At 73.1% G+C, this 19,905-nt stretch carries 15 protein-coding genes; 12 read left to right on the forward strand and 3 right to left on the reverse strand.

Annotated elements, in window-relative coordinates; all coding sequences use genetic code 11:
• Positions 1-335: 335 nt before the first annotated feature.
• Positions 336-782 carry a hypothetical protein gene (locus tag ACQPY0_RS37820; RefSeq protein WP_432972006.1) on the reverse strand — a complete coding sequence of 149 codons (447 nt, stop codon included), beginning with the start codon at positions 780-782 and terminating at the stop codon, positions 336-338.
• Positions 783-883: 101 nt separating this feature from the next.
• Here ACQPY0_RS37820 and ACQPY0_RS37825 point away from each other — a divergent pair, with 101 nt between their 5' ends.
• From ACQPY0_RS37825 to ACQPY0_RS37850, 6 genes are all read left to right on the forward strand, one after another.
• On the forward strand, positions 884-1,549 hold the full coding sequence (locus ACQPY0_RS37825) for a TetR/AcrR family transcriptional regulator (RefSeq protein ID WP_432972009.1): 666 nt from the start codon (positions 884-886) through the stop codon (positions 1,547-1,549).
• Between the two features lie 9 nt (positions 1,550-1,558).
• Complete coding sequence (locus tag ACQPY0_RS37830; RefSeq protein WP_432972012.1) at positions 1,559-2,566, forward strand: threonine aldolase family protein; 1,008 nt, start codon at positions 1,559-1,561, stop codon at positions 2,564-2,566.
• 61 nt (positions 2,567-2,627) lie between these two features.
• Entirely contained in the window at positions 2,628-4,514 is a 1,887-nt protein-coding gene (locus ACQPY0_RS37835) for an Hsp70 family protein (protein WP_432972015.1), read from the forward strand.
• 67 nt (positions 4,515-4,581) lie between these two features.
• The gene (locus ACQPY0_RS37840; protein ID WP_432972017.1) at positions 4,582-4,968 is read left to right on the forward strand and encodes a hypothetical protein; all 387 of its coding nucleotides are present in this window, start codon (positions 4,582-4,584) and stop codon (positions 4,966-4,968) included.
• Between the two features lie 9 nt (positions 4,969-4,977).
• Entirely contained in the window at positions 4,978-5,367 is a 390-nt protein-coding gene (locus ACQPY0_RS37845) for a hypothetical protein (protein WP_432972020.1), read from the forward strand.
• 75 nt (positions 5,368-5,442) lie between these two features.
• Positions 5,443-8,724: a BTAD domain-containing putative transcriptional regulator gene (locus ACQPY0_RS37850; protein ID WP_432972023.1), complete on the forward strand. Its 3,282-nt coding sequence runs from the start codon at positions 5,443-5,445 to the stop codon at positions 8,722-8,724.
• Here the strand turns inward: ACQPY0_RS37850 and ACQPY0_RS37855 are convergent, their stop codons facing one another.
• Positions 8,725-9,522: an ABC transporter permease gene (locus ACQPY0_RS37855; protein ID WP_432972026.1), complete on the reverse strand. Its 798-nt coding sequence runs from the start codon at positions 9,520-9,522 to the stop codon at positions 8,725-8,727.
• Positions 9,519-10,487: an ATP-binding cassette domain-containing protein gene (locus ACQPY0_RS37860; RefSeq protein WP_432972029.1), complete on the reverse strand. Its 969-nt coding sequence runs from the start codon at positions 10,485-10,487 to the stop codon at positions 9,519-9,521. Before ACQPY0_RS37860 ends, ACQPY0_RS37855 begins: the two co-directional genes overlap by 4 nt.
• Positions 10,488-10,575: 88 nt before the next feature.
• Between ACQPY0_RS37860 and ACQPY0_RS37865 the strand changes: the two genes are divergently transcribed.
• The 6 genes from ACQPY0_RS37865 (at position 10,576) to ACQPY0_RS37890 (ending at position 19,858) form a co-directional block, all read left to right on the forward strand.
• The gene (locus tag ACQPY0_RS37865) at positions 10,576-11,679 is read left to right on the forward strand and encodes a magnesium and cobalt transport protein CorA (RefSeq protein ID WP_432972032.1); all 1,104 of its coding nucleotides are present in this window, start codon (positions 10,576-10,578) and stop codon (positions 11,677-11,679) included.
• Positions 11,680-11,688: 9 nt separating this feature from the next.
• The gene (locus ACQPY0_RS37870; RefSeq protein WP_432972035.1) at positions 11,689-13,662 is read left to right on the forward strand and encodes an amino acid transporter; all 1,974 of its coding nucleotides are present in this window, start codon (positions 11,689-11,691) and stop codon (positions 13,660-13,662) included.
• Between the two features lie 62 nt (positions 13,663-13,724).
• The gene (locus tag ACQPY0_RS37875; RefSeq protein WP_432972038.1) at positions 13,725-14,279 is read left to right on the forward strand and encodes a hypothetical protein; all 555 of its coding nucleotides are present in this window, start codon (positions 13,725-13,727) and stop codon (positions 14,277-14,279) included.
• A 163-nt stretch (positions 14,280-14,442) separates the two neighbouring features.
• The gene (locus ACQPY0_RS37880; protein ID WP_432972041.1) at positions 14,443-15,078 is read left to right on the forward strand and encodes a hypothetical protein; all 636 of its coding nucleotides are present in this window, start codon (positions 14,443-14,445) and stop codon (positions 15,076-15,078) included.
• Positions 15,079-15,290: 212 nt separating this feature from the next.
• Positions 15,291-17,348 (forward strand): DNA gyrase/topoisomerase IV subunit B, encoded by a 2,058-nt coding sequence (locus tag ACQPY0_RS37885; protein ID WP_432972044.1) that lies wholly within the window; start codon positions 15,291-15,293, stop codon positions 17,346-17,348.
• A gap of 23 nt (positions 17,349-17,371) precedes the next feature.
• Positions 17,372-19,858, forward strand: a complete 2,487-nt coding sequence (locus tag ACQPY0_RS37890) for a DNA gyrase/topoisomerase IV subunit A (protein WP_432972047.1) — start codon at positions 17,372-17,374, stop codon at positions 19,856-19,858.
• Positions 19,859-19,905: the final 47 nt, after the last annotated feature.

Here is a 19,905-nt window from a genome sequence, read left to right on the forward strand (position 1 = left end):
CGAGGGCGCCGTGTTCACGTCAACGTCAAGCCACGTTCCTCGGGCCGTGGGCGGCCAACCGCACGAACCCGGATCACCGCCGCGAACGACGCGGTATACCCCGGACACGTCCTTCCCGGACCGCACGGTCCACATCGGACAATACAGCTATGAACGGGGAACAACCCGGCACCAGAAGCCTCCGACCGCACGACCACGCAGACCCCGGCGCTGCCCGCACGGAGACCGCGGTGCGGCCAGGCGACCGCATATCGCGGCATGAACGCCCCGGCCGGCCGCCGCCTTCGTACAGCTCGCGCTTGAGCGCACCGAGGTGCGCGCAGGTAGGCATTCGGTCACGCCTGCGATCTCTTCCACAGCAGCGTGACCGCCAGGAGTCCGGCCAGGCACGGCAGCATCCCGACCCAACCCAGCAACGGCGGCAGGCCCGTGTCCCCAGAAGTGTCCCGCACGAGCAGGTTGAACAGGGCGATGCTCACGCCGAGCGCGAGCAACAGGGTCGCGACACCGCGGGTCCACCGCTTGCTCGTCCTGACCGCCCGGATGGTCCAGAACCAGCACACGATGCCGAGTGCTCCGAGAACCGACAGATAGACAAGGTACGTCATCATCGCGGCGTCGACGCGCTGCGGCGTGTAGGCGGGATAGCCGGCCCGGATGTGGCCGGCCAGCACGTTGCCGGTCGCCCGGTCGACGTACGGGACGATCATCGCGACGACGGTGAGCCCGAGGCCCGCGTACATCGCGCCGATGGCTGATCGCCCGTGACGGGTCTTGGTCATCGAACTGTCTCCTTCGCTCCGATGGTCGCGACCGGCCTCCTGGAGGAACGTACCTACAAATAACCTACAGTGTAGGTTGAGCAAAGGCGAAAGGGCGACGAGTGGCGAAGCGCACACAAGGCAAACCGGCCGGGCTGAGCCGCGAGCGGATCGCCGCCGCGGCGGTGGAGCTCGTCGACCGTCAGGGTCTGGAATCGTTCGGGGTACGGCGACTGGCATCCGAGCTCGGCGTCGATCCGATGTCGATCTACAACCACATCAAGGGCAAGGCCGCGCTGCTGGACGCCGTCTCCGAAGCCGTCCTGACCGAGGTCTCGGCCACCGCCGCGCAGTGGCCGGACGAGTGGACGGACGTCGCGCGCGCGATGGCCCGCGGATACCGTGACATGGCGATACGCCATCCCCGAATCTTCCCGTTGCTGACGACCCGAGCGCAGACCTCGGCGGTGGCCCTTGAGGCGCTGGAGCGGCTGGCCGCCGCGATGCGTCGCGCCGAGATCGCGGACCAGACGATCTCTGACGCCCCCATGGTTCTCTTCGGATTCCTCAACGGGTACCTGCTCGCCATCTTGAGCACGGATCCCGACGGGAGCGGCGACCCCGCAACGGGCACGGCCCCACCGGCGTTCGATCCGGCCCGGTATCCGACCCTGACCGCCCTGGCTGCCCTGCAAGCCGGGTTCGGAAGTGAGGCCGAGTTCGAGCGGATGCTGGAAGCGGTCCTGGTCGGCATCGCCGGGGGTGCGGCCGGACGACGCGATCACTAACCTGCGGGCATGTTCCTGATCAGCGACAACACGGCGGGCGTACACCCCGAGATATTCGCGGCGATCGCGGCGGCCAACACCGGCCACGCGCCCTCCTACGGCGAGGACCCGGTGACCGCCCGCGCGGGCGAGCTGTTCCGCGCGCACTTCGGGGCCCACGCCGAGACGGTGTTCGCCGTCACCGGGACCGCCGCCAACGTCATCGCGCTCGCGTCGCTGCTGCGGCCGTACGAGACCGCGCTCTGCGCCGCCTCCGCGCACATCGTCACCGACGAGTGCGCGGCGCCGGAGCGCTTCACCGGCGCCCGCCTCACCGCCGTGGCGACCCCGGACGGCAAGCTCACCCCGGAGCAGGTGACCGCGTTCGCCCGGGCCGGCGACCCGCCCCACACCCCGCTGCCGCGCGCGGTGTCGCTCGCCCAGCCCACCGAGCTCGGCACCGTGTACTCGGTCGCGGAGCTCTCCGCCGTCGCCGCCGCCACGCACGCGCACGGGCTGCGGCTGCACGTCGACGGCGCCCGGCTGGCCAACGCGGCCGCAGCGCTGGGCACCGGCCTGGCCGAGGCGGCGACCGGCGCGGACGTGGTGTCGTTCGGCGGCACCAAGAACGGGGCGCTCGCCGCCGACGCCGTGGTGTTCCTCGACCCCGGCCTCGCCGGCTCGCGGCGGCTGGTGCAGAAGCAGGCCATGCAGCTGCTGTCCAAGGCCCGGTTCACGGCGGCCCAGTTCGTGGCGCTGCTGAGCGGGGATCTGTGGCGTACCAACGCGCAGCGCGCCAACGCCGCGGCGGCCCGCATCGCCGAGGCGGTCGCGGCCGTGCCGGGGGCGGCGGTGGGCCTCGCGGCGCAGACCAACGCCGTCTTCGCCACGCTGCCGCCGCACGACGATGCGGAGCTGGGCCGTTACGGCTCGCGGTGGGCCGGCGGGCCGATGCGGCGGTACATGGCCGCGTACGACACCACGGAGGCGGACACCGAGCGGTTCGCCCGTGCGCTTAAGGCAGCGTTCATCCGTTGATATGACGATCGGTCCGAGCGGCCGATGCCCGGCGGCGAGCGGCGTTTCCGACAATGGGTGCGTGACGTTCGCGGGGCACCGCCTCGGCATCGACATCGGCGCGGCCACCGCCGTCGCGGCACTGGCCGCGCCCGACGGCACGATCCGGCCGTGGCGCTCGGAAGCCGACTCGGCGGCCGAGCCGCAGGCGTACGCCTCGCTGCTCAAGCGGGTCGTGTCCGCCGCGGCCCCGTCGTGGTCCGGGCCGCTCGTGCTCACCCACCCGGCCGCGTGGCGCCCGGACCGGCGCCGGCTGCTCGCGGACGCGGCCCGCCTGGCCGGGTTCGACGCGCCCGAGCTGGTCGCGGAGCCGATCGCCGCCGCGCGATACTGCACGAGCGTCCTGGGCCACCGCGTCCCCGACGGCGGCTGCCTCGTCGTCTACGATCTCGGCGCCGCCACCTTCGACGTCACCGTGGTCCGCCAGGCCGCCGACGGGCTCACGATCGCCGCCGCGGGCGGACTGCTCGACGCGGGCGGGGTCGACCTGGACGCCGCCGTGGTGCGGCTGGCCCGCGCCCGCACCGGCGCCGACCCGGCCTGGGACCGCCTCGACCGGCCGCGTAACCCGGAGGAGGCGGCGGCCCGGCTGCGGCTGTGGCACGGCGCCCGGGTCGCCCGCGAGGAGCTCTCCGCGGCGTCGGTCGCCGAGCTGTACGTCCCGCTGCTCGGCGCGCTGCCGATCCACCGCGACGAGTTCGAGCGGGCCGCCGCCCCGCTGGTCGAGCGCACGATTGAGCAGACCGTCGCGGTGCTGCGCGAGGCGCTCGTCGCCCCGCAGGACGTCGCCGGGGTGTTCCTGGCCGGCGGGGTGAGCCGCACGCCGCTCGTCGCCGACGTGCTGCACCGGGCGCTGCGCATCGCGCCGCTGACCGCCGAGCACCCCGACGTCGCCGTCGCCTGCGGCAGCGTGCAGCCCACGGCCCGCTCCGGGCCGGCGCTCGCCCCGGCGTCGGCCGCGCGCCCGCGCATCCGGCCCGCCCTGCTGCGCACCCTCTCCCTCGGCGGGATCGTGCGCGGCGCCCCGCCGGTCAACACCGTGGCGATCAGCCCCGACGGCCGGCTGCTGGCCGCGGGTGGCGACGATCGCCGGGTCCGGGTCTGGGATCTCGCCGGCGGCCAGGTCCGCCACACCCTCGCCGACCACGACGGCCCGGTCCGCGCGGTCGCGTTCAGCCCCGACGGCATGCTGCTGGCCTCCGCCGGCGGCAACCCGCGCCGGCCGGCGAAGACGCTGCGGGTGTGGCTGGCCGCCGACGGGCGCCGCCGCGACGTCTTCGACACCGACCCGGGCGGCGCGTCCTCGGTCGTGTTCCACCCGGGCGGGCGGGTCCTGGCCGCCGCGGGCCGCGACGGGGCCATCAGGCTGTTCGACCTCGCCGAGGGCCGCCCGTACCCGCACCGCCCACCCGGCGGCGACGCGATCCACGCCCTGGCCTTCAGCCGCGACGGCGCGGTGCTCGCCACCGGCGACGACGGCGCCCGAATCGCCCTGCACCACGGCGACCCGCTGCCCCGCCACGGCGGCGCGGCGCTGCACGGCCACCAGGGCGCGGTGCTCGGCGTCGCGTTCGGCGGCCCCCGCGACACGCTGCTGGCCAGCGCCGGCGCCGACGCGACCGTGCGGCTGTGGGACCCGGCGACCGGCGGGCAGCACACGCTCCTCGCCGGCCACACCGAGCCCGTCACCGCCGTCGCGTTCAACGCCGCCGGCACCCTGCTCGCCTCGGCCGGCCTGGACACGACGATCCGGCTGTGGGACCCGGCGACCGGCGCGCACCTGCACACACTCGACGGGCACGACGGCGCGGTGCTCGCACTGGCCTTCACTCCCGACGGAGCCGTGCTCGCCTCCGCCGGCGCGGACGGCGCGGTCCGCCTGTGGAGCGTCAACGCGCGCGCATCCTGATCGGGTCGCCGACGTCAACTTCTCGGGCGTCACGTTCGCCGCCGACGACCGCACGTTCTACGCCACCATGTCGGCGGACGGGCACCGGTACCTCGTGCGGGGCGACCTCGCCGCCCGCACCGTGCGCACCCTGGCCGAGAACGTCGAGTGCCCGTCGCTGTTCGCATTCAAGCAGGCCGTCGGCGGCGACGCCACGAAGAGCTGGCGCCCGGCCGTGCTCGACCTCGCCACCCTGCGCCCGGCCATGCTGGCCGAGACCCGCTCGGTCGACGACCAGATCGCCTGGCTCGACGAGCGCACCGTCATGTACGCGCCGTCCCGCGGCCGCGACCACGCCGACGTGTGGTCCGCCCCCGCGGACGGCAGCGGCGCCGCGACGCCGCTGATCCCGGACGCGCAGTCCCCGGCACACCTGGGCATCGATACCCTTGAACCAACCCCTACCAGGGAGTAACTTGGCCGGATGCGAACGCTGGCGTTGCTCATCGCGGCCGTCGGAATCCTCCTGGAGGGCCTGGTCATCGGCGTCGTGCTGGTCGCGCTGGGCGGGGTCATCGACGCGTACTCCATGTCACTCAACGGCACCGACCCGTCGCTGGCCCAGGCGGCAGCCAAGATCACGGGGGTCGTACTCGCCGTGCTCCTCGTCGTCCTCGCCGCCGGACTGGCCGCGGCGGCGGCCCGCAACCGCCACGCCAGGGCGATGGCCGTGACGGCGCTGGTCATCCAGTCCGTGGTCGTCGTCATCGCCGGGATCGCCCTGGGCTGGGCCGTCTTCGCCGGCACCCTGGTGGTCCTCGGCACCCTCCTCTACGCCCTGCTCGACGACACCCAGCTGCCCGCCACCCACTGAGCCGCGTCCCAGACAACGACGCCCGCCGGGGCACTACGGCGCGACCGGCCCGCGGCGCGGTGGCATGCTTGCCCAGTGCGGATCACCACCCTCGGCGAGCTGGCCGTCGACGGCCGCCCGGTGCGGGGTGAGCGGCTCGCCGCCGTCGTGCGCGCGCTCGTCGAGGCCCGGGGCCGCACCGTCACGCCGGCCGCGCTGGCCGAGTCGGTGTGGGGCGGCGCGCCGCCTGCGGACACCGCGGGGGCCGTGCACGCGCTGATCGCCCGCGCCCGGCGGCTCGGGCTGCCGGTGGACGCCGTGGCCGGCGGCTACCGGGTGGCCGCCGATGCGGTGGAGCCGGATACCGTACTCGTCAAGGCCCGCCTCGACACCGCCCGCGCCGCGCTGCGCCGTCAGGACCCCACCGGCGCCGCCGCCCACGCCGGCGCGGCCCGGGAACTCTTCCCGCGCTCGCCCGACCTGACCGGCAACGCGACGGTCACCCTCTTCGCCGACGTGGTGGCCATCCAGGCCGAGGCCGTCGTCGACACCGGCCGCGCCGGCAACCTGATCGCCGACCTCACCCGGTTGATCGAGCGAACCCCGCCGCACGAGCCGTCCGCCGCGCTGCTGATCCGCGTGCTCGCCGCGCAGGGCCGCCAAGCCGAGGCCCTGGCCGTGGTGGAACGGCTGCGGGAGACGCTCGCCGAGCTCTACGGCACGGACCCGTCGCCGCTCGTCACCGACACCCACCTCGCCCTCCTGCTCGGCGAGCTGGATGCGAAACCGGCCACCACCACGACTGCGCAGCATCCCCCGGGAAACCCTCGGCCCGCGCGCGGGCTGCCGCCGGCCTGGCGGCGAGCCGCCACCGCGATGGTCGGCCGCGAGGACGATGTCGCCGCCGTGCGCGAGGCGCTCGGCCAGGCGCCGCTCGTCACCGTCGTGGCCGTCGGCGGCGCCGGGAAGACGAGGCTCGCGGCCGAGGTCGCCCGGCGCGCCGCGGCCGAGGGCGGGGCCGTCCACGTCGTCGAACTGGCCGGCGTGCGCTCCCCGGCCGGGGTGCTGCCCGCCGTCCTCGCCGCCGCCGACCCCACGCCGGGCAAGGCCGCCGAGACCGACGAGCGGCTGCATGAGCTGTCCGGGCTGCTCGTACTCGACAACTGCGAGCACATCCTCGACGGCGCCGCCGACGCCGTGGCCGAGGTGCTCGCCGCCGCGCCCGACGTCGCGGTGCTGGCCACGAGCCGGGCCCCGCTCGGACTTCCGGGCGAGATCGTGCACCGCCTCCACGCCCTCGACGACGCAACGGCCCTCGCCCTGCTGACCGCCCGGGCCCGCGCCGGCGGTGCCGAGATCACCTGGGCGGAAAAAGCGCCAGATATCGGGAAAAATCCGGCAAAGGTCCCGGCCGGTGGCAGCCCGGGCACCGGTTCGGGTGCACGGTCCGGCCGAAACGGCGCCCGCGACGCGAACCACGGCGGACGCAGCACCGCGAGCGGGCCAGAAGACGCCGAGCTCACGACGCGGACACAGGCTGCCGTGCGGTTGTGCCGGCGGCTCGACAATCTTCCCCTGGCGCTGGAGCTGGCCGCGGCGCGGCTGCGGCACATGCCCATCGAGGACGTCCTGGCCGGGCTCGACGACCGGTTCGGGCTGCTCGACGACGCGCTGCGCGGGCTGCCCGAGCGGCACGCCAGCCTGTGGGCGATGGTCGACTGGAGCCGCGAGCTGCTCAAGGACGACCAGCGGCGGCTGCTGGAGCGGCTCGCGGTGATCCCCGCGCCGTTCACCCGGGAGGTGGCCGAGGCGGTGTCGGGGCTGCCGGGGCGCTGGCTCGCCGTACACCTCGCGGCCCTGGTGGAGCAGTCGCTGCTCGTGCTCGAGGACGGCAGCCGGTACCGGATGCTGGAGACCGTGCGGGAGTACGGCGAGGCGCGGCTCACCGCGGCCGGCGGGCGGGACGCGGCCATGGACGGGCTCGTCGCCTGGGCGCGGGAGGCCGCGCCGCGCCTGCACGCCGAGTTTCTCGGGCCGGGGCAGCTCGGGGCGTTCGCGCGCTGCTGCGACGGGCAGGACAACCTGGTCGCGGCGCTGCGGTGGGCGGCCGGGCGGGACGAGCCCGCGGCCGTGGACATCGCGGTGGCGCTGTTTCATCTGTGGACGATCCGGGGGCTGTACTTCGAGGTCGTCCCCTGGGCCATGCGGCTGCTCAGCGCCGACGACCCCGGCAAGCGGCGGGCCGGCGTGCTGATCGAGACCGCCGACGCGGAGCGGCTCGCGTGGATCGGGCTGCTCGCCGGGCTCAACGCGTTCGCCGCCGACTCGCGCCGGGCGTTCACCCTCCCGATGCGGATGCTGCGGCGACTCGTCGCGCGGCGGGGCGCGGAGATCTCGCCGCGGGTCAGCGCGCTGGCGAACCTGATGCCGGCGCTCGCGGAGCCCGATCCGGACAAAGGGCTGGCGGCGGCCGAGCGGCTCATCGTCCACCCGGACCCGTACACACAGGGCTTCGGCCTGCTCATGCGCTCCGCGATCCGGGAGAACCGCGGCGACTTCGTCCACGTCGCCGACCGTACGGCCGACGTCGAGCGGGCCTACCGCAACTTCGAGCTCGTCGGGGACCACTGGGGCATGGGCATGGCCGCCCAGGCGATCGGCACCCAGTCCGGCGCCGGGGAGTGGCTGCGCCGCAGCGCGCACCACATGGAGCTGCTCGGCGCCGCCGACGACGCCGGCTCGATCCGAATCATGCTCGACGTCCAGCTGGCCGGGCACGGCGACGACGCGGCGGCGCAGCGGCTGCGCGAGGCCGCCGACGCCCCGGCGGCCGAGCCGGCGATGATGGGCCTGCAGGTCATGGACGCCGCCCAGGCGCACCTCGGGCTGGGGCTGCACGCGTGGGTCCAGGGGCGCCGCGACGAGGCCGTCGCGCACGCCGAGCGGGCTTCGGCGATCGCCGACGGACTGGGCGTGCCGGTGCCGCAGATCCGGGTGGTCTTCGCGGTCGCGGCGGCGGTGCTGAACCTGCGGGCGTACGGCGGGCAGGGCGCGGCTCGTGCGGTACAACTGCTGGAGCACGCGCGCGAGGAGGCGCTGAGCGTCCTGGACGTCCCCGGGCTCGGCTCGTGGGCGATGGGCGGTTCGGCGCTCGCGGCGCACCGCGGTGCAGCGGCGGCGGCGCAGGAGCTGTGGGCGCTGGCGGAGCGGTGCGCGGCCAACGCGTCGCAGCTGTTCTCCGACGGCGCCGACCCGGTCGTCGATGCCGTGCTGGGCGACGCGGCGGCGCGGGCCGATCGGCTGGCGGCGTGGTGCGAGCGGCCGATGACCGAGGTCACCGACCGCATCCGCGAGCTCGTGGACGTACAACTGCGGTAGTCAGACCTTGCGGCGGTAAGCGGCCAGCGCCAGCGGCATGAAGACCGCCGTGAGGACCGCGGACCAGCCCAGCGTCCACCACACGTGCACACCGTAGCCGGGCGTGCCCAGGAACAGCCCGCGCATCGCCTCGACCAGGTGGGTCAGCGGGTTGTTGCGCACGAAGCCCTGCATCCAGCCCGGCAGGGTCCCGGTGCCGACGAACACGTTCGAGGCGAAGGTCAGGGGCAGGACGACCAGGAAGCCGATGCCCTGCACGGCGCCCGAGGTCCGGGCGATCATGCCGACGAAGACGGGCGCCCAGCTCAGGCCGAGGCCGAAGATCACCGCGAGCAGGCAGCCGGCGACCGCGTGCAGCGGGTCGGTGCCGAGGCGGAAGCCCATCAGGTAGGCGAACGCGAAGGTGGAGATCGACACCAGGACGTAGCGCACGACGTCGCCGAGGACCGCGCCGATCAGCGGGGCCGAGCGTGGGATCGGCAGCGACCGGAACCGGTCGAAGATGCCCTTCTCGATGTCGGTGTTGAGGTTGACGCCGATCGAGATCGCGCCCATGCCGATGGTCTGGGCGAGGATGCCCGGCATCAGGTACTGCAGGTAGGCGTGGGTGGATCCGGAGACCGCGCCGCCGAAGACGTAGACGAAGATCAGCATGAGCAGGCCGGGCTGCACGGTGACGTCGAGGAGCGCCTCCGGCGTGCGCATGGTCTTGATGAGGCTGCGCCTGGTGAGCTCGAGCGAGTGCCGCAGCAGCTTGAAGGGCTTCGGCGCGGGCCGGTCGAGGGTGATGGTGCTCATGCCGAGACCTCCGAGGGGACCTTGCTGCTACCGGCGGACGTGAGGGTGAGGAAGACCTCGTCGAGCGAGGGCAGGTGCAGCGAGAGTTCGGTGACCGTGATGCCCTCGGCGGTGAGCCGGGCGACGGCCTCGGCCATGGCGGCGTCGCCGTCGACGGGGACGGCCAGCACGCCGGCGCGGATCTGCTCGGCGGCGGCACCGGCGGAGACCCGGGAGAGGATCTCGGCGGCCCGGGGCAGGTCGCGGGCGTCGGACGGGCGGACCTCGAGGGTCTGGCCGCCGACGATGCGCTTGAGCCGCTCCGGGGTGTCGTTGGCGATGACCCGGCCGTGGTCGATGACCGTGATCTCGTCGGCGAGGGCTTCGGCCTCCTCGAGGTACTGCGTCGTGAGCAGCACCGTGGACCCGTCGCGCACCAGGGAGCGCACCACGTCCCACATGTCCTCGCGCTTGGCCGGGTCCAGGCCGGTCGTCGGCTCGTCGAGGAAGATCACGTCGGGGCGTCCGACCAGGCTCGCGGCGAGGTCCAGGCGGCGGCGCATGCCCCCGGAGTACGTCTTGGCGGGCCGGTCCGCCGCCTCGGTGAGGTCGAACCACGACAGCAGCTCGGCGGCCCGCGCCCGGGCGCTGCGGCGGCCCAGGTCGAGCAGGACGCCGAAGAGCACCAGGTTCTGCCGGCCGGTGAGGTCCTCGTCGACGGAGGCGTACTGCCCGGTGAGCCCGATCGCCGAGCGGACCTTCTCGGCCTCGTGCACCACGTCGTGCCCGCCGATGCGGGCGGTGCCGGCGTCGGGCCTGATCAGCGTGGACAGGATGCGCACGGCAGTGGTCTTACCGGCGCCGTTCGGGCCGAGCACGCCGTGCACGGTCCCGCGCGGGATGACCAGGTCGACGCCCTGCAGCGCCTTCGTCCGGCCGAAGTGCTTGACGAGGCCCGCGGCCTCGACCATCGGATCGTTCGCCATGTCGAGAACGGTCCACCGCGCCGCCGACACGGGACCGACACGGCCCGACACGAGCCCGACGTGCGTGGCGGCGGTACCGTGTCGCCTCATGAGCGATACCAGGGTCGGCCGGCGCGTCGGCCGGCTGATCGGCCGGGTGCTGCAGGGCCTCCAGCCACCCGAGCGGCTGCCGCAGCTGCTGCCGCGCCCCGAGGAGGACGCGGCGATCATGGACTGCGCGCTGTACGTGCGCGGCAGCCGCCAGCCGGGCCACCCCCCGTTCGCCGACGCCTACGCCGCCGCGCGCCGCCGCCGGGGCGGGTTCGTGTGGCTGGGGCTGTTCGAGCCGAGCTGGGCGCAGTTCACCGCGGTCGCCGAGCTCGTCGGGGTCGACGAGGCGACCGTGGAGCAGATCCTGGCCGTCGACCGGCGCCCGGCGATCGAGCGGCGCGGCGACGTGACGGTGCTCACGCTGCGCACGGCGCGATACGTCGAGCACGGCGAGCTGACCGAGACCTCCGAGGTCGTCGACACGGGCGCGGTGTCGCTGCTCATCGGCGCGCACTTCGTGGTGTCGGTGCGCCACGGCGGGGCCGGTGCGCTGGCGGACGTGCGGGAGGGGCTGCAGCGCCGCCCGGGCCTGCTGGGGCAGGGGCCGTGGTCGGTCGGCCTGGCGGTCGCGGAGCGGATGATCGAGGTGTACCACGACGTCGCGACCCGGGTCGAGCAGGACGTCGAGAAGCTCGAGGAGACGGCGTTCCTGCGCCACGGCGGCTGCGACGTGCAGCAGATCTACCAGCTCAAGCGGGAGCTGGTGGAGTTCAAGCGGGCGGTGGTGCCGCTGCAGGCGCCGCTGCGGCTGCTGACCGACACGTCGCCGGAGCTGCCGATGGGGCTCAGGCAGTACTTCATCGACGTCCTCGGCCGGCTCAACCAGGTCGTGGAGCGGGTCGGGTCGTACAACGAACTGCTCGACTCGATCCTGCAGGCCCGCCTGGCCCAGGTGTCGCTCGAGCAGAACAACGACATGCGCAAGATCGCCGCGTGGGCCGCGATCGCCGCCGTGCCGACCGCGCTCGCCGGGGTCTACGGCATGAACTTCGATCACATGCCCGGCACCCACTGGGGCTATGGTTTCGGGGCGACGGTCCTGGTGATGGGGCTCGGCATGTTCTTCCTGCACCGATTGTTCCGCAAGTCCGGCTGGCTGTAAGAGGGAACAATGACCGAGCTCCTGCTGCCCGCCCGCGTCGAGCGCCCCGAGCCCGGGCGGCGCCCGGGCGGCCCGATCGGCCGCTGGCTGCTGCAGCACCGCGTCGCGCCGGTCGGGCCGGAGAGCGACGAGGCCCACGCCAAGCCGCAGGCCTGGTGGAAGGTCATGTCGCTGACCGGCGTCGACTACTTCTCGACGCTGTCCTACCTGCCGGGCATCGCCGCGCTCGCCGCCGGGGCCCTCTCGCCGCTGGCGACGCTGCTGATCGTGGCGCTGACGCTGCTGGGGATGCTGCCGATGTACCGGCGGGTGGCCAAGGAGAGCCCGCACGGGCAGGGCTCCGTGGCGATGCTGGAGCACCTGCTGCCGTTCTGGCGGGGCAAGATCTTCGTCCTGGTGCTGCTGGGCTTCGTCGCCACGTCGTGGATCATCACGATCACGCTGTCGGCCGCCGACGCCTCGGTACACATGATCGAGAACCCGGTCTTCCCGCACTTCCTGCACGGCCACGAGGTGCTCATCACCGTCATCCTGCTGCTGATCCTCGGCGGGGTGTTCCTGCTCGGCTTCAGCGAGGCCGTCGCCGTGGCGATCCCGCTCGTCGGGATCTTCCTGCTGCTCAACGCCGTCATCGTGGTGGTCGGCCTCGTCGAGGTGTTCACCACCGCCGGGGCGCTGTCGAACTGGACGCACGCGCTGAACGCCGGGCACGGCGGCGGGTTCGGGCTCCTGGTGCCGGCGCTGGTCGCGTTCCCGTCGCTGGTGCTGGGCCTGTCCGGCTTCGAGACCGGCGTCAGCATGATGCCGCTGGTGGCGGCCGACGGCCGCAGCCCCGAGCAGCGGCGCGCGTCGCGGCTGCGCAACACGAAGAAGCTGCTGACCGTGGCGGCGGCGATCATGTCGGTGTACCTCGTGGCGACCAGCTTCATCACCACCGTGCTGATCCCGGAGCGGGAGTTCGAGGCCGGGGGCGCGGCGGCCGGACGCGCCCTGGCGTATCTCGCGCACGAGAAGATCGGCGAGGCGTTCGGCACCGTCTACGACATCAGCAGCGTGCTCATCCTGTGGTTCGCGGGCGCGTCGGCGATGGCCGGCCTGATCAACATCATCCCGCGGTACCTGCCCGCCTACGGCATGGCGCCCGAGTGGGGCCGCGCCGTGCGCCCGATCGTGCTGGTCTACACCGCGATCAGCATCGGCATCACGATCGCCTTCGGCGCCGACGTCAACGCGCAGGCCGGCGCGTACGCCACCGGCATCCTGGCCATGATGGTCTCCGGCGCCGTCGCGGTCACGATCTCGGCGCTGCGGGCCGGTCAGCGCCTGGCGGGCTCGGCGTTCACGGTGCTGACGCTCATCCTGCTGTACGCGCTGGGCGCCAACGTCATCGAGAAGCCCGACGGCATCGTCATCTCCGCCGTCTTCATCGCCGGCATCATCGTCGTGTCGCTCGTCTCCCGGGTCAGCCGCACCACGGAGCTGCGCGCCGACGCGATCGAGTTCGACGACGAAGCCCGCCGCTTCGTCACCGAGTCGATCGAGCACGACGGCGAGCTCAACATCGTGGCGAACCGCCGGCAGGCCGGGGACCGGGCGGAGTACGCGGGCAAGGAGGCCGAGCAGCGCGGCATCAACCCGGTCCCGGGCCGCGCCGACATCCTGTTCCTGGAGGTCTCCGTCGTCGACCCGTCGGCGTTCGCCGGCACGCTGACCGTGCGCGGCGTGGACGTCGAGGGCTACCGGGTGCTGCGCACCGAGAGCCCGGCGGCACCCAACGCGATCGCCGCGATCCTGCTGGCCCTGCGCGACGCCACCGGGGTGCGGCCGCACGCGTACTTCGAGTGGGCCGAGGGCAGCCCGCTGGTCCACCTGTTCCGGTACCTCATCCTGGGCCGCGGCGACACGGCCCCGGTGGTCCGCGAGATCATCCGCTCGTCCGAGCCGGACCCGGCGCGGCGCCCCGGCATTCACGTCGGCGGCTGAAATACCCCACGGCGGCGCGCACACGTACTACGGTGGACGCGACTTCGGGGGAGGCTTCGTCGATGCGAGTGTCCACGCAGGTCCGGCTCGTCCAGTGGTCGATGACGGCGGCGACGCTGCTGCTGGCCGTCTCGGCCGCGCTGTCCGCCGCCGCCCTGATCCATCTGGGCACCCTGCACCTGCGGATGGTCTCCGCCGCCCAGGTGGCGCAGGTGCGCGCCGACCTGACCAGCGCCCTGGAGACGGCGTCCGTCACGGTCGTCATGGTGGCGGCCGTCGCCGTGTTCATGCGCCGCCCGTCGGGCAAGGTCCGGGTCGCGGTCTGGATCGTGGCGCCGCTCGTCTCACTCACGACGCTGTGCTTCCTCGTCGGCGGGCCGGAGTGGGCGGTCGAGCCGACCGGCGCGGAACCCGAGCTGCTGCGCGAGGAGTATGCGCAGGTCGTCCCGGCCTGGTACGTGTGGCCCCACGGCACGGCCGGGCTGCTCGCGGTCGCCCTGCTGATCTTCACGGCGGTGTTCATGACCCGCACCGATCTGCGGGAGCACTACATGGATGCGGGCGATGACCCGAAGCGACCGTACCGGTCCTGGGTGGAGCGCACGGGCGGCCCGTGACGGGCGTGGGCGGCGGCGCTAAGGTGGCGCCGTGAGCGAGCCGCCCGAGCCGTCGTCCCCCTCCGGCCCCGCGTCCGGGCCCACGTCAGGACCAAGGCCGCCGGCCTGGAACCGGCCCCAGCCGCCTCCTCCACCTCCCGCGCCACCACGGCCCCCGGCCAACGTGCCGATCTCCGGCGAGCTGCTGCCGCCCGGCGGCTACCGGGTCCCGCCCGGCCCCCAGTCCCCCGTGACCCGGCGCATCCCCGAGAACCTGCCGTTCGTCGCGCGCCCCAGCGCGGTGCGGCGCCTCGTCATCATGGTCCCGATCGCCGTCATGCTGCTCCTGCTCATCGGGTGCCCCTTCGGCATGGTCCTGACCGCCGACGACCCGAACCACACCAGCGGCGACATCGTCGCGCTGGTCGCCCTGATGGGCTGCGGGGCGTTCGTCATGTTCGCCGCGATCGCGCTGCAGGTCTTCCTGCTCACCTCGGGCGGCCCGGTGCTCGCCATGGGCCCGGCCGGGATGTGGATCAAGACCCGGCCGACCCGCGGGCAGGCGATCTGGCTGCCGTGGGAGGGCATCGAGCGGATCCGGCGGCGGCGCTGGGCGCTGGAGAAGATGCTCGTGGTCAAGCCCCGCGACCCGCGCGTGGAGGGCAGCCTCGGCGCGTTCACGGCGGTCGACTCGGCGATGCTCAAGCTGTTCTACGGCTCCGGCTTGACCGCCACGCTGAACTTCTCCGACCGCTCCGAGGACGAGATCCTGGCGGCGGTACGCCAGTACAGCGCCGGTCGCACGCTCATCGAACTCTAGTCCCCCGCACTGCGCGCCGCGGCCGGTCCGGCCGCGGCGCGCAGTATCATGCATGGTCGCGGCCTGTAGCGCGAAGCGCCGTGGTTTCGCCCTGCGCCGATCCGGAGAACGGGGCGTCGGGGGCCACACGCCGCCAGGGTGCCGAAAAAGTGTCAGACCCTAGGTCTACGCTGCGGGCAGCACAGAGACCAGGACCATTGGAGAGAGCCGAGTTGACCGCACAACCCGAGACCTTCTACGGGGCCGACGACCTCACGCTCCTCGAAGGGCTGGACGCCGTCCGCAAGCGCCCGGGCATGTACATCGGCTCGACCGACAGCCGGGGCGTCGCCCATCTGTTCAACGAGATCGTGGACAACTGCACCGACGAGGGCATCGCCGGGCACGCCACCCGGATCGAGGTGACGCTGCACGCCGACGGATCGGTGCAGGTCGACGACGACGGGCGCGGCATCCCCGTGGGCGTGCACGCCAAGTCGGGCATGTCCGGCGTCGAGCTGGTGCTCACGCGGCTGCACGCGGGCGGGAAGTTCGGCGGGGCGGGGTACAAGACCTCCGGCGGCCTGCACGGCGTCGGCGCCTCCGCGGTCAACGCCCTGTCCACCCGCTACGACGTGACCGTGCGCCGCGACGGCAAGGTGCACCACATGTCGTTCCAGCACGGCGTGCCGGGCGAGTTCGACGGGACCGGAGCCGGCGCGAAGTTCACCCGCCGCGGCGGGCTGAGCGTGCAGGGGCGGATGAAGCGCGGCTCGTCCACCGGCACCTCGACCCGTTACTGGCACGACCCGCGCTACTTCGAGAACGGCGCGGCGCTGGACCCCGAGGCGGTCCGCGCGAAGCTGCGCAACACGGCGTTCCTGGTGCCGGGCGTGACCTATGTGCTCAAGGACGCCACCCAGGGCTCGATCACCACAGAGACGTATCACTACCCCAACGGCCTGGCGGACATGGTGGAGTTCCTCGCCCCGGGCGGGGACAAGCCGGTCTGCGGCACGCTGCTGATCGTCGGCGAGGGCACCTACAAGGAGAACGCCGCCGACGAGAACGGCGTGATGAAGGCCAACGTCGAGCGGCGCGCCGAGGTCGAGATCGCGCTGCGCTGGGGCACCGGCTACGACCGGGTCGTCGAGTCGTTCACCAACACCATCCGCAACATGCACGGCGGCACGCACCGGCGCGGCTTCGAGCGCGGCGCGGTCCGCGCGTTGACGGACGCGATCCGCAACACCCGCGGCCTGCTGCGCCCCAAGGAGGACCTGCCGACGCTCGACGACGTGCTGGAGGGCATGACCGCGGTCATCCACGTGCGCATCCCCGAGCCGCAGTTCACCTCGCAGACCAAGGACGAGCTGTCCACCGCCCCGGTGACCCGGGTCGTGCAGCAGGTCGTCGAGCAGCACGTCAAGGCCTGGATCGAGGCGCGCAAGACCAAGGTCGAGGCGCGCACGGTGCTGCAGAAGATCGTCGACGCGGCCCGGGTCCGGCTCACCCAGAAGCAGCAGAAGGACGCGGCCCGGCGCAAGACGGCGCTGGAGGGCGCGTCGATGCCGGCGAAGCTCGTCGACTGCCGCTCCACCGGTGTGCAGCGCAGCGAGCTGTTCATCGTCGAGGGTGACAGCGCCCTGGGCACGGCCCGCATGGCGCGCTCCTCGGAGTATCAGGCACTCCTGCCGATCCGCGGCAAGATCCTCAACGTGCAGAAGGCCAACATCCAGCAGGTCCTGGACAACCAGGAGTGCTCGGCCATCGTGCAGGTGCTCGGGGCCGGCTCCGGGCGCACCTTCGACCTCGACACGATGCGCTACGGGCGGATTCTGATCATGGCCGACGCCGACGTCGACGGCTCGCACATCCGCACGCTGCTCATCACGCTGTTCGCCAAGTACATGCGGCCGGCCATCGCCGACGGGCGCCTTTACGCGGCCGTGCCGCCGCTGCACAAGATCGTCACGAAGGGGCGCAACCCGGAGACGATCTACACCTACACGCAGCAGGAGATGACCTCGACCGTGGCCCGGCTGGAGAAGGCCGGCAAGCAGGTCGTGACGCCGATCCCGCGGTTCAAGGGTCTGGGCGAGATGGACGCCGACGAGCTGTGGGAGACCACGATGAACCCGGCGACCCGGGCCGTGCGGCGCATCACCCTCGACGATGTCGAGCGGGCCGAGGAGGTCCTCGAGCTGCTCATGGGCGAGCGGGTCGAGCCCCGCCGCAATTGGCTGATCGACTCCGCGGCGCGGGTCGACCAAGAGACGATCGACGCCTGAGACCGGAAGGCCGACACTTCACGATGGCACGCAAGAGCACCAAGGCGGTCAAGGCCGACCTGTCCGCGTTCGATCAGGCGGGCGCGCGGGTGCTGAACAACCCGCTCACCACCGAGGTGGAGGACTCCTACCTGGAGTATGCCTACTCGGTCATCCACTCCCGGGCGCTGCCCGACGCCCGCGACGGGCTCAAGCCCGTGCACCGGCGGATCCTCTTCTCGATGAACGAGCAGGGGCACCGCCCCGACCGGGGGCACGTGAAGTCCTCCCGGGTCGTCGGTGACGTCATGGGTAAGTACCACCCGCACGGCGACAGCGCGATCTACGACGCCATGGTCCGCATGGCGCAGGACTTCTCGCTCAACGTGCCGCTCATCGACGGCCACGGCAACTTCGGCTCCCCCGACGACGGGCCCGCCGCCTCGCGATACACCGAGGCGCGCATGTCCCGGGAGGCGATGCTGCTCGTCGGCGAGCTCGACGAGGGCACCGTCGACTTCCGGCCCAACTACGACGGCTCGCTCGAGGAGCCCTCGGTGCTGCCCGCCGCGTTCCCCAACCTGCTGGTCAACGGCTCGTCCGGGATCGCGGTCGGGATGGCGACCAACATGATCCCGCACAACCTCGCCGAGATCGTCTCCGCGACCCGCTGGCTGATCAACCACCCCAACGCGTCGCTGGACAAGCTCATGGAGTTCGTCCCCGGCCCCGACCTGCCCACCGGCGGGCTGCTGCTCGGCCTGGACGAGGTGCGCAGGGCCTACGAGACCGGCCGCGGCGTGGTGCGCATGCGCGGCCGGGTGGAGATCGGCCTGCTGGAGGGCAGCCGCGGCCGGCAGGCGATCACGGTCACCGAGCTGCCCTACGGCATCGGTGCCGAGAAGGTGATCGAGAAGATCACCGACGAGGTGAACAAGACCAAGCGGCTGCAGGGCATCGCCGACGTCAAGGACCTCACTGACCGGGAGAACGGCACCCGCCTGGTCATCGAGTGCAAGGTCGGCGTCAACCCGCAGGCGCTGCTGGCCGACCTTTACCGGCTCACCCCGCTGGAGCAGTCCTTCGGCGTCAACAACCTCGTCCTCGTCGACGGCCAGCCGCGGACGCTCGGGCTCAAGGCGCTGCTGGAGGTGTTCCTCAACCACCGCTACGAGGTGGTGACCCGGCGCACCGAGTTCCGCCGCAAGAAGCGCCAGGACCGCCTGCACCTCGTCGACGGCCTGCTCATCGCCCTGCTGGACATCGACCGCGTGATCGCGCTCATCCGCGACAGCGACAACGCGGCCGCGGCCAAGGCTGGGCTCATGAGCGAGTTCGGGCTCACCGACATCCAGGCCACCTACATCCTCGACACCCCGCTGCGCCGGCTCACCCGCTACGACCGCATCGAGCTGGAGGCCGAGCAGCAGCGGCTCAACGAGGAGATCGCCGCGCTGAGCCAGATCCTCGACGACGAGAAGGTCCTCAAGAAGGTCGTCTCCGACGAGCTGGCCGCCGTGGTCAAGGAGCACCCCACGCCCCGACGCACCACCCTCATCGACGGCGACCTCAAGGAGGTGCTGGCCGCCTCGGTGCCGGCCGGACCGCTCGAGGTCAGCGACGACCCGTGCCAGGTCCTGCTCTCCGCGACCGGCCTCGTCGCCCGCACCGCCGCCGAGTCCGAGGAGGCCCCCGAGGGCAGCCGCAAGGCCGGACGCGACAAGCACGACGCGGTCCGCGCGGTCGTGCACACCACCGCCCGCGGCCAGGTCCTGCTCGTCACGAGCCGTGGCCGTGCCTTCAAGGTCGACGTCCTGCCGCTGCCGGTCCTGCCCGAGCAGCCCGGCACCGTCTCCCTGCGCGGCGGCATGTCCACCGCCGAGCTGGTCCCGCTGGAGTCCGGCGAGACGGTCGTCGGCATCGCCCCGCTGGCCGAGCGCGACTCCGGCTCCCCCGGCCTGGCGCTGGGCACCCGCAACGGCATGGTGAAGATCTGCGCCCCCGAGTGGCCGGTGCGCTCCGACGAGTTCGAGGTCATCGGCCTGCGCGACGGCGACGAGGTCATCGGCGCCACCTGGCTCACCGACGGCTCCGAGACCCTCGCCTTCGTCAGCTCCGACGCCTCGCTGCTGCGGTTCCCGGCCTCGCTGGTGCGCCCGCAGGGCCTCAAGGGCGGCGGCATGGCCGGCATCAGCCTGGCCGACGGCGTCCAGGCGCTCTTCTTCGGCGCGATCGTCACCGCCGACGCCGAGCACGGCGAGCCGATGGTCGTCACCGCGACGATGGGCAACGCGAAGGTCACCCCGTTGCGCCTCTACCCGGCCAAGGGCCGCGCCACCGGCGGCGTCCGCGCCCAGCGCTTCCTCAAGGGCGAGTCCCACCTGGTCCGGGCCTGGATCGGCCCCCGCCCGGTCGCGGCCAACACCAAGGGCGACCCCCGCGACCTGCCGGCGCCCGACTCCCGCCGCGACGGCTCCGGCGCCCAGCTGCGCGCCCCGGACCTGGTCGGTCACCTGGTCGAGCGCGGCTGACGGCGTTTCCGCGGTCGGCGCGCCTCCCGCAGGCGCGCCGACCGCGG

This window comes from Dactylosporangium sp. CA-233914, from assembly GCF_050942935.1.
In the GTDB taxonomy this organism is placed as follows: domain Bacteria; phylum Actinomycetota; class Actinomycetes; order Mycobacteriales; family Micromonosporaceae; genus Dactylosporangium.

Coding starts and splice junctions, on each gene's coding strand:
- ACQPY0_RS37865 (WP_432972032.1), top strand. CDS start 10,576: ATGAGCGATACCAGGGTCGGCCGGCGCGTCGGCCGGCTGATCGGCCGG.
- ACQPY0_RS37890 (WP_432972047.1), top strand. CDS start 17,372: ATGGCACGCAAGAGCACCAAGGCGGTCAAGGCCGACCTGTCCGCGTTC.
- ACQPY0_RS37845 (WP_432972020.1), top strand. CDS start 4,978: ATGCGAACGCTGGCGTTGCTCATCGCGGCCGTCGGAATCCTCCTGGAG.
- ACQPY0_RS37830 (WP_432972012.1), top strand. CDS start 1,559: ATGTTCCTGATCAGCGACAACACGGCGGGCGTACACCCCGAGATATTC.
- ACQPY0_RS37855 (WP_432972026.1), bottom strand. CDS start 9,522: ATGAGCACCATCACCCTCGACCGGCCCGCGCCGAAGCCCTTCAAGCTG.
- ACQPY0_RS37840 (WP_432972017.1), top strand. CDS start 4,582: ATGTCGGCGGACGGGCACCGGTACCTCGTGCGGGGCGACCTCGCCGCC.
- ACQPY0_RS37820 (WP_432972006.1), bottom strand. CDS start 782: ATGACCAAGACCCGTCACGGGCGATCAGCCATCGGCGCGATGTACGCG.
- ACQPY0_RS37870 (WP_432972035.1), top strand. CDS start 11,689: ATGACCGAGCTCCTGCTGCCCGCCCGCGTCGAGCGCCCCGAGCCCGGG.
- ACQPY0_RS37860 (WP_432972029.1), bottom strand. CDS start 10,487: ATGGCGAACGATCCGATGGTCGAGGCCGCGGGCCTCGTCAAGCACTTC.
- ACQPY0_RS37875 (WP_432972038.1), top strand. CDS start 13,725: ATGCGAGTGTCCACGCAGGTCCGGCTCGTCCAGTGGTCGATGACGGCG.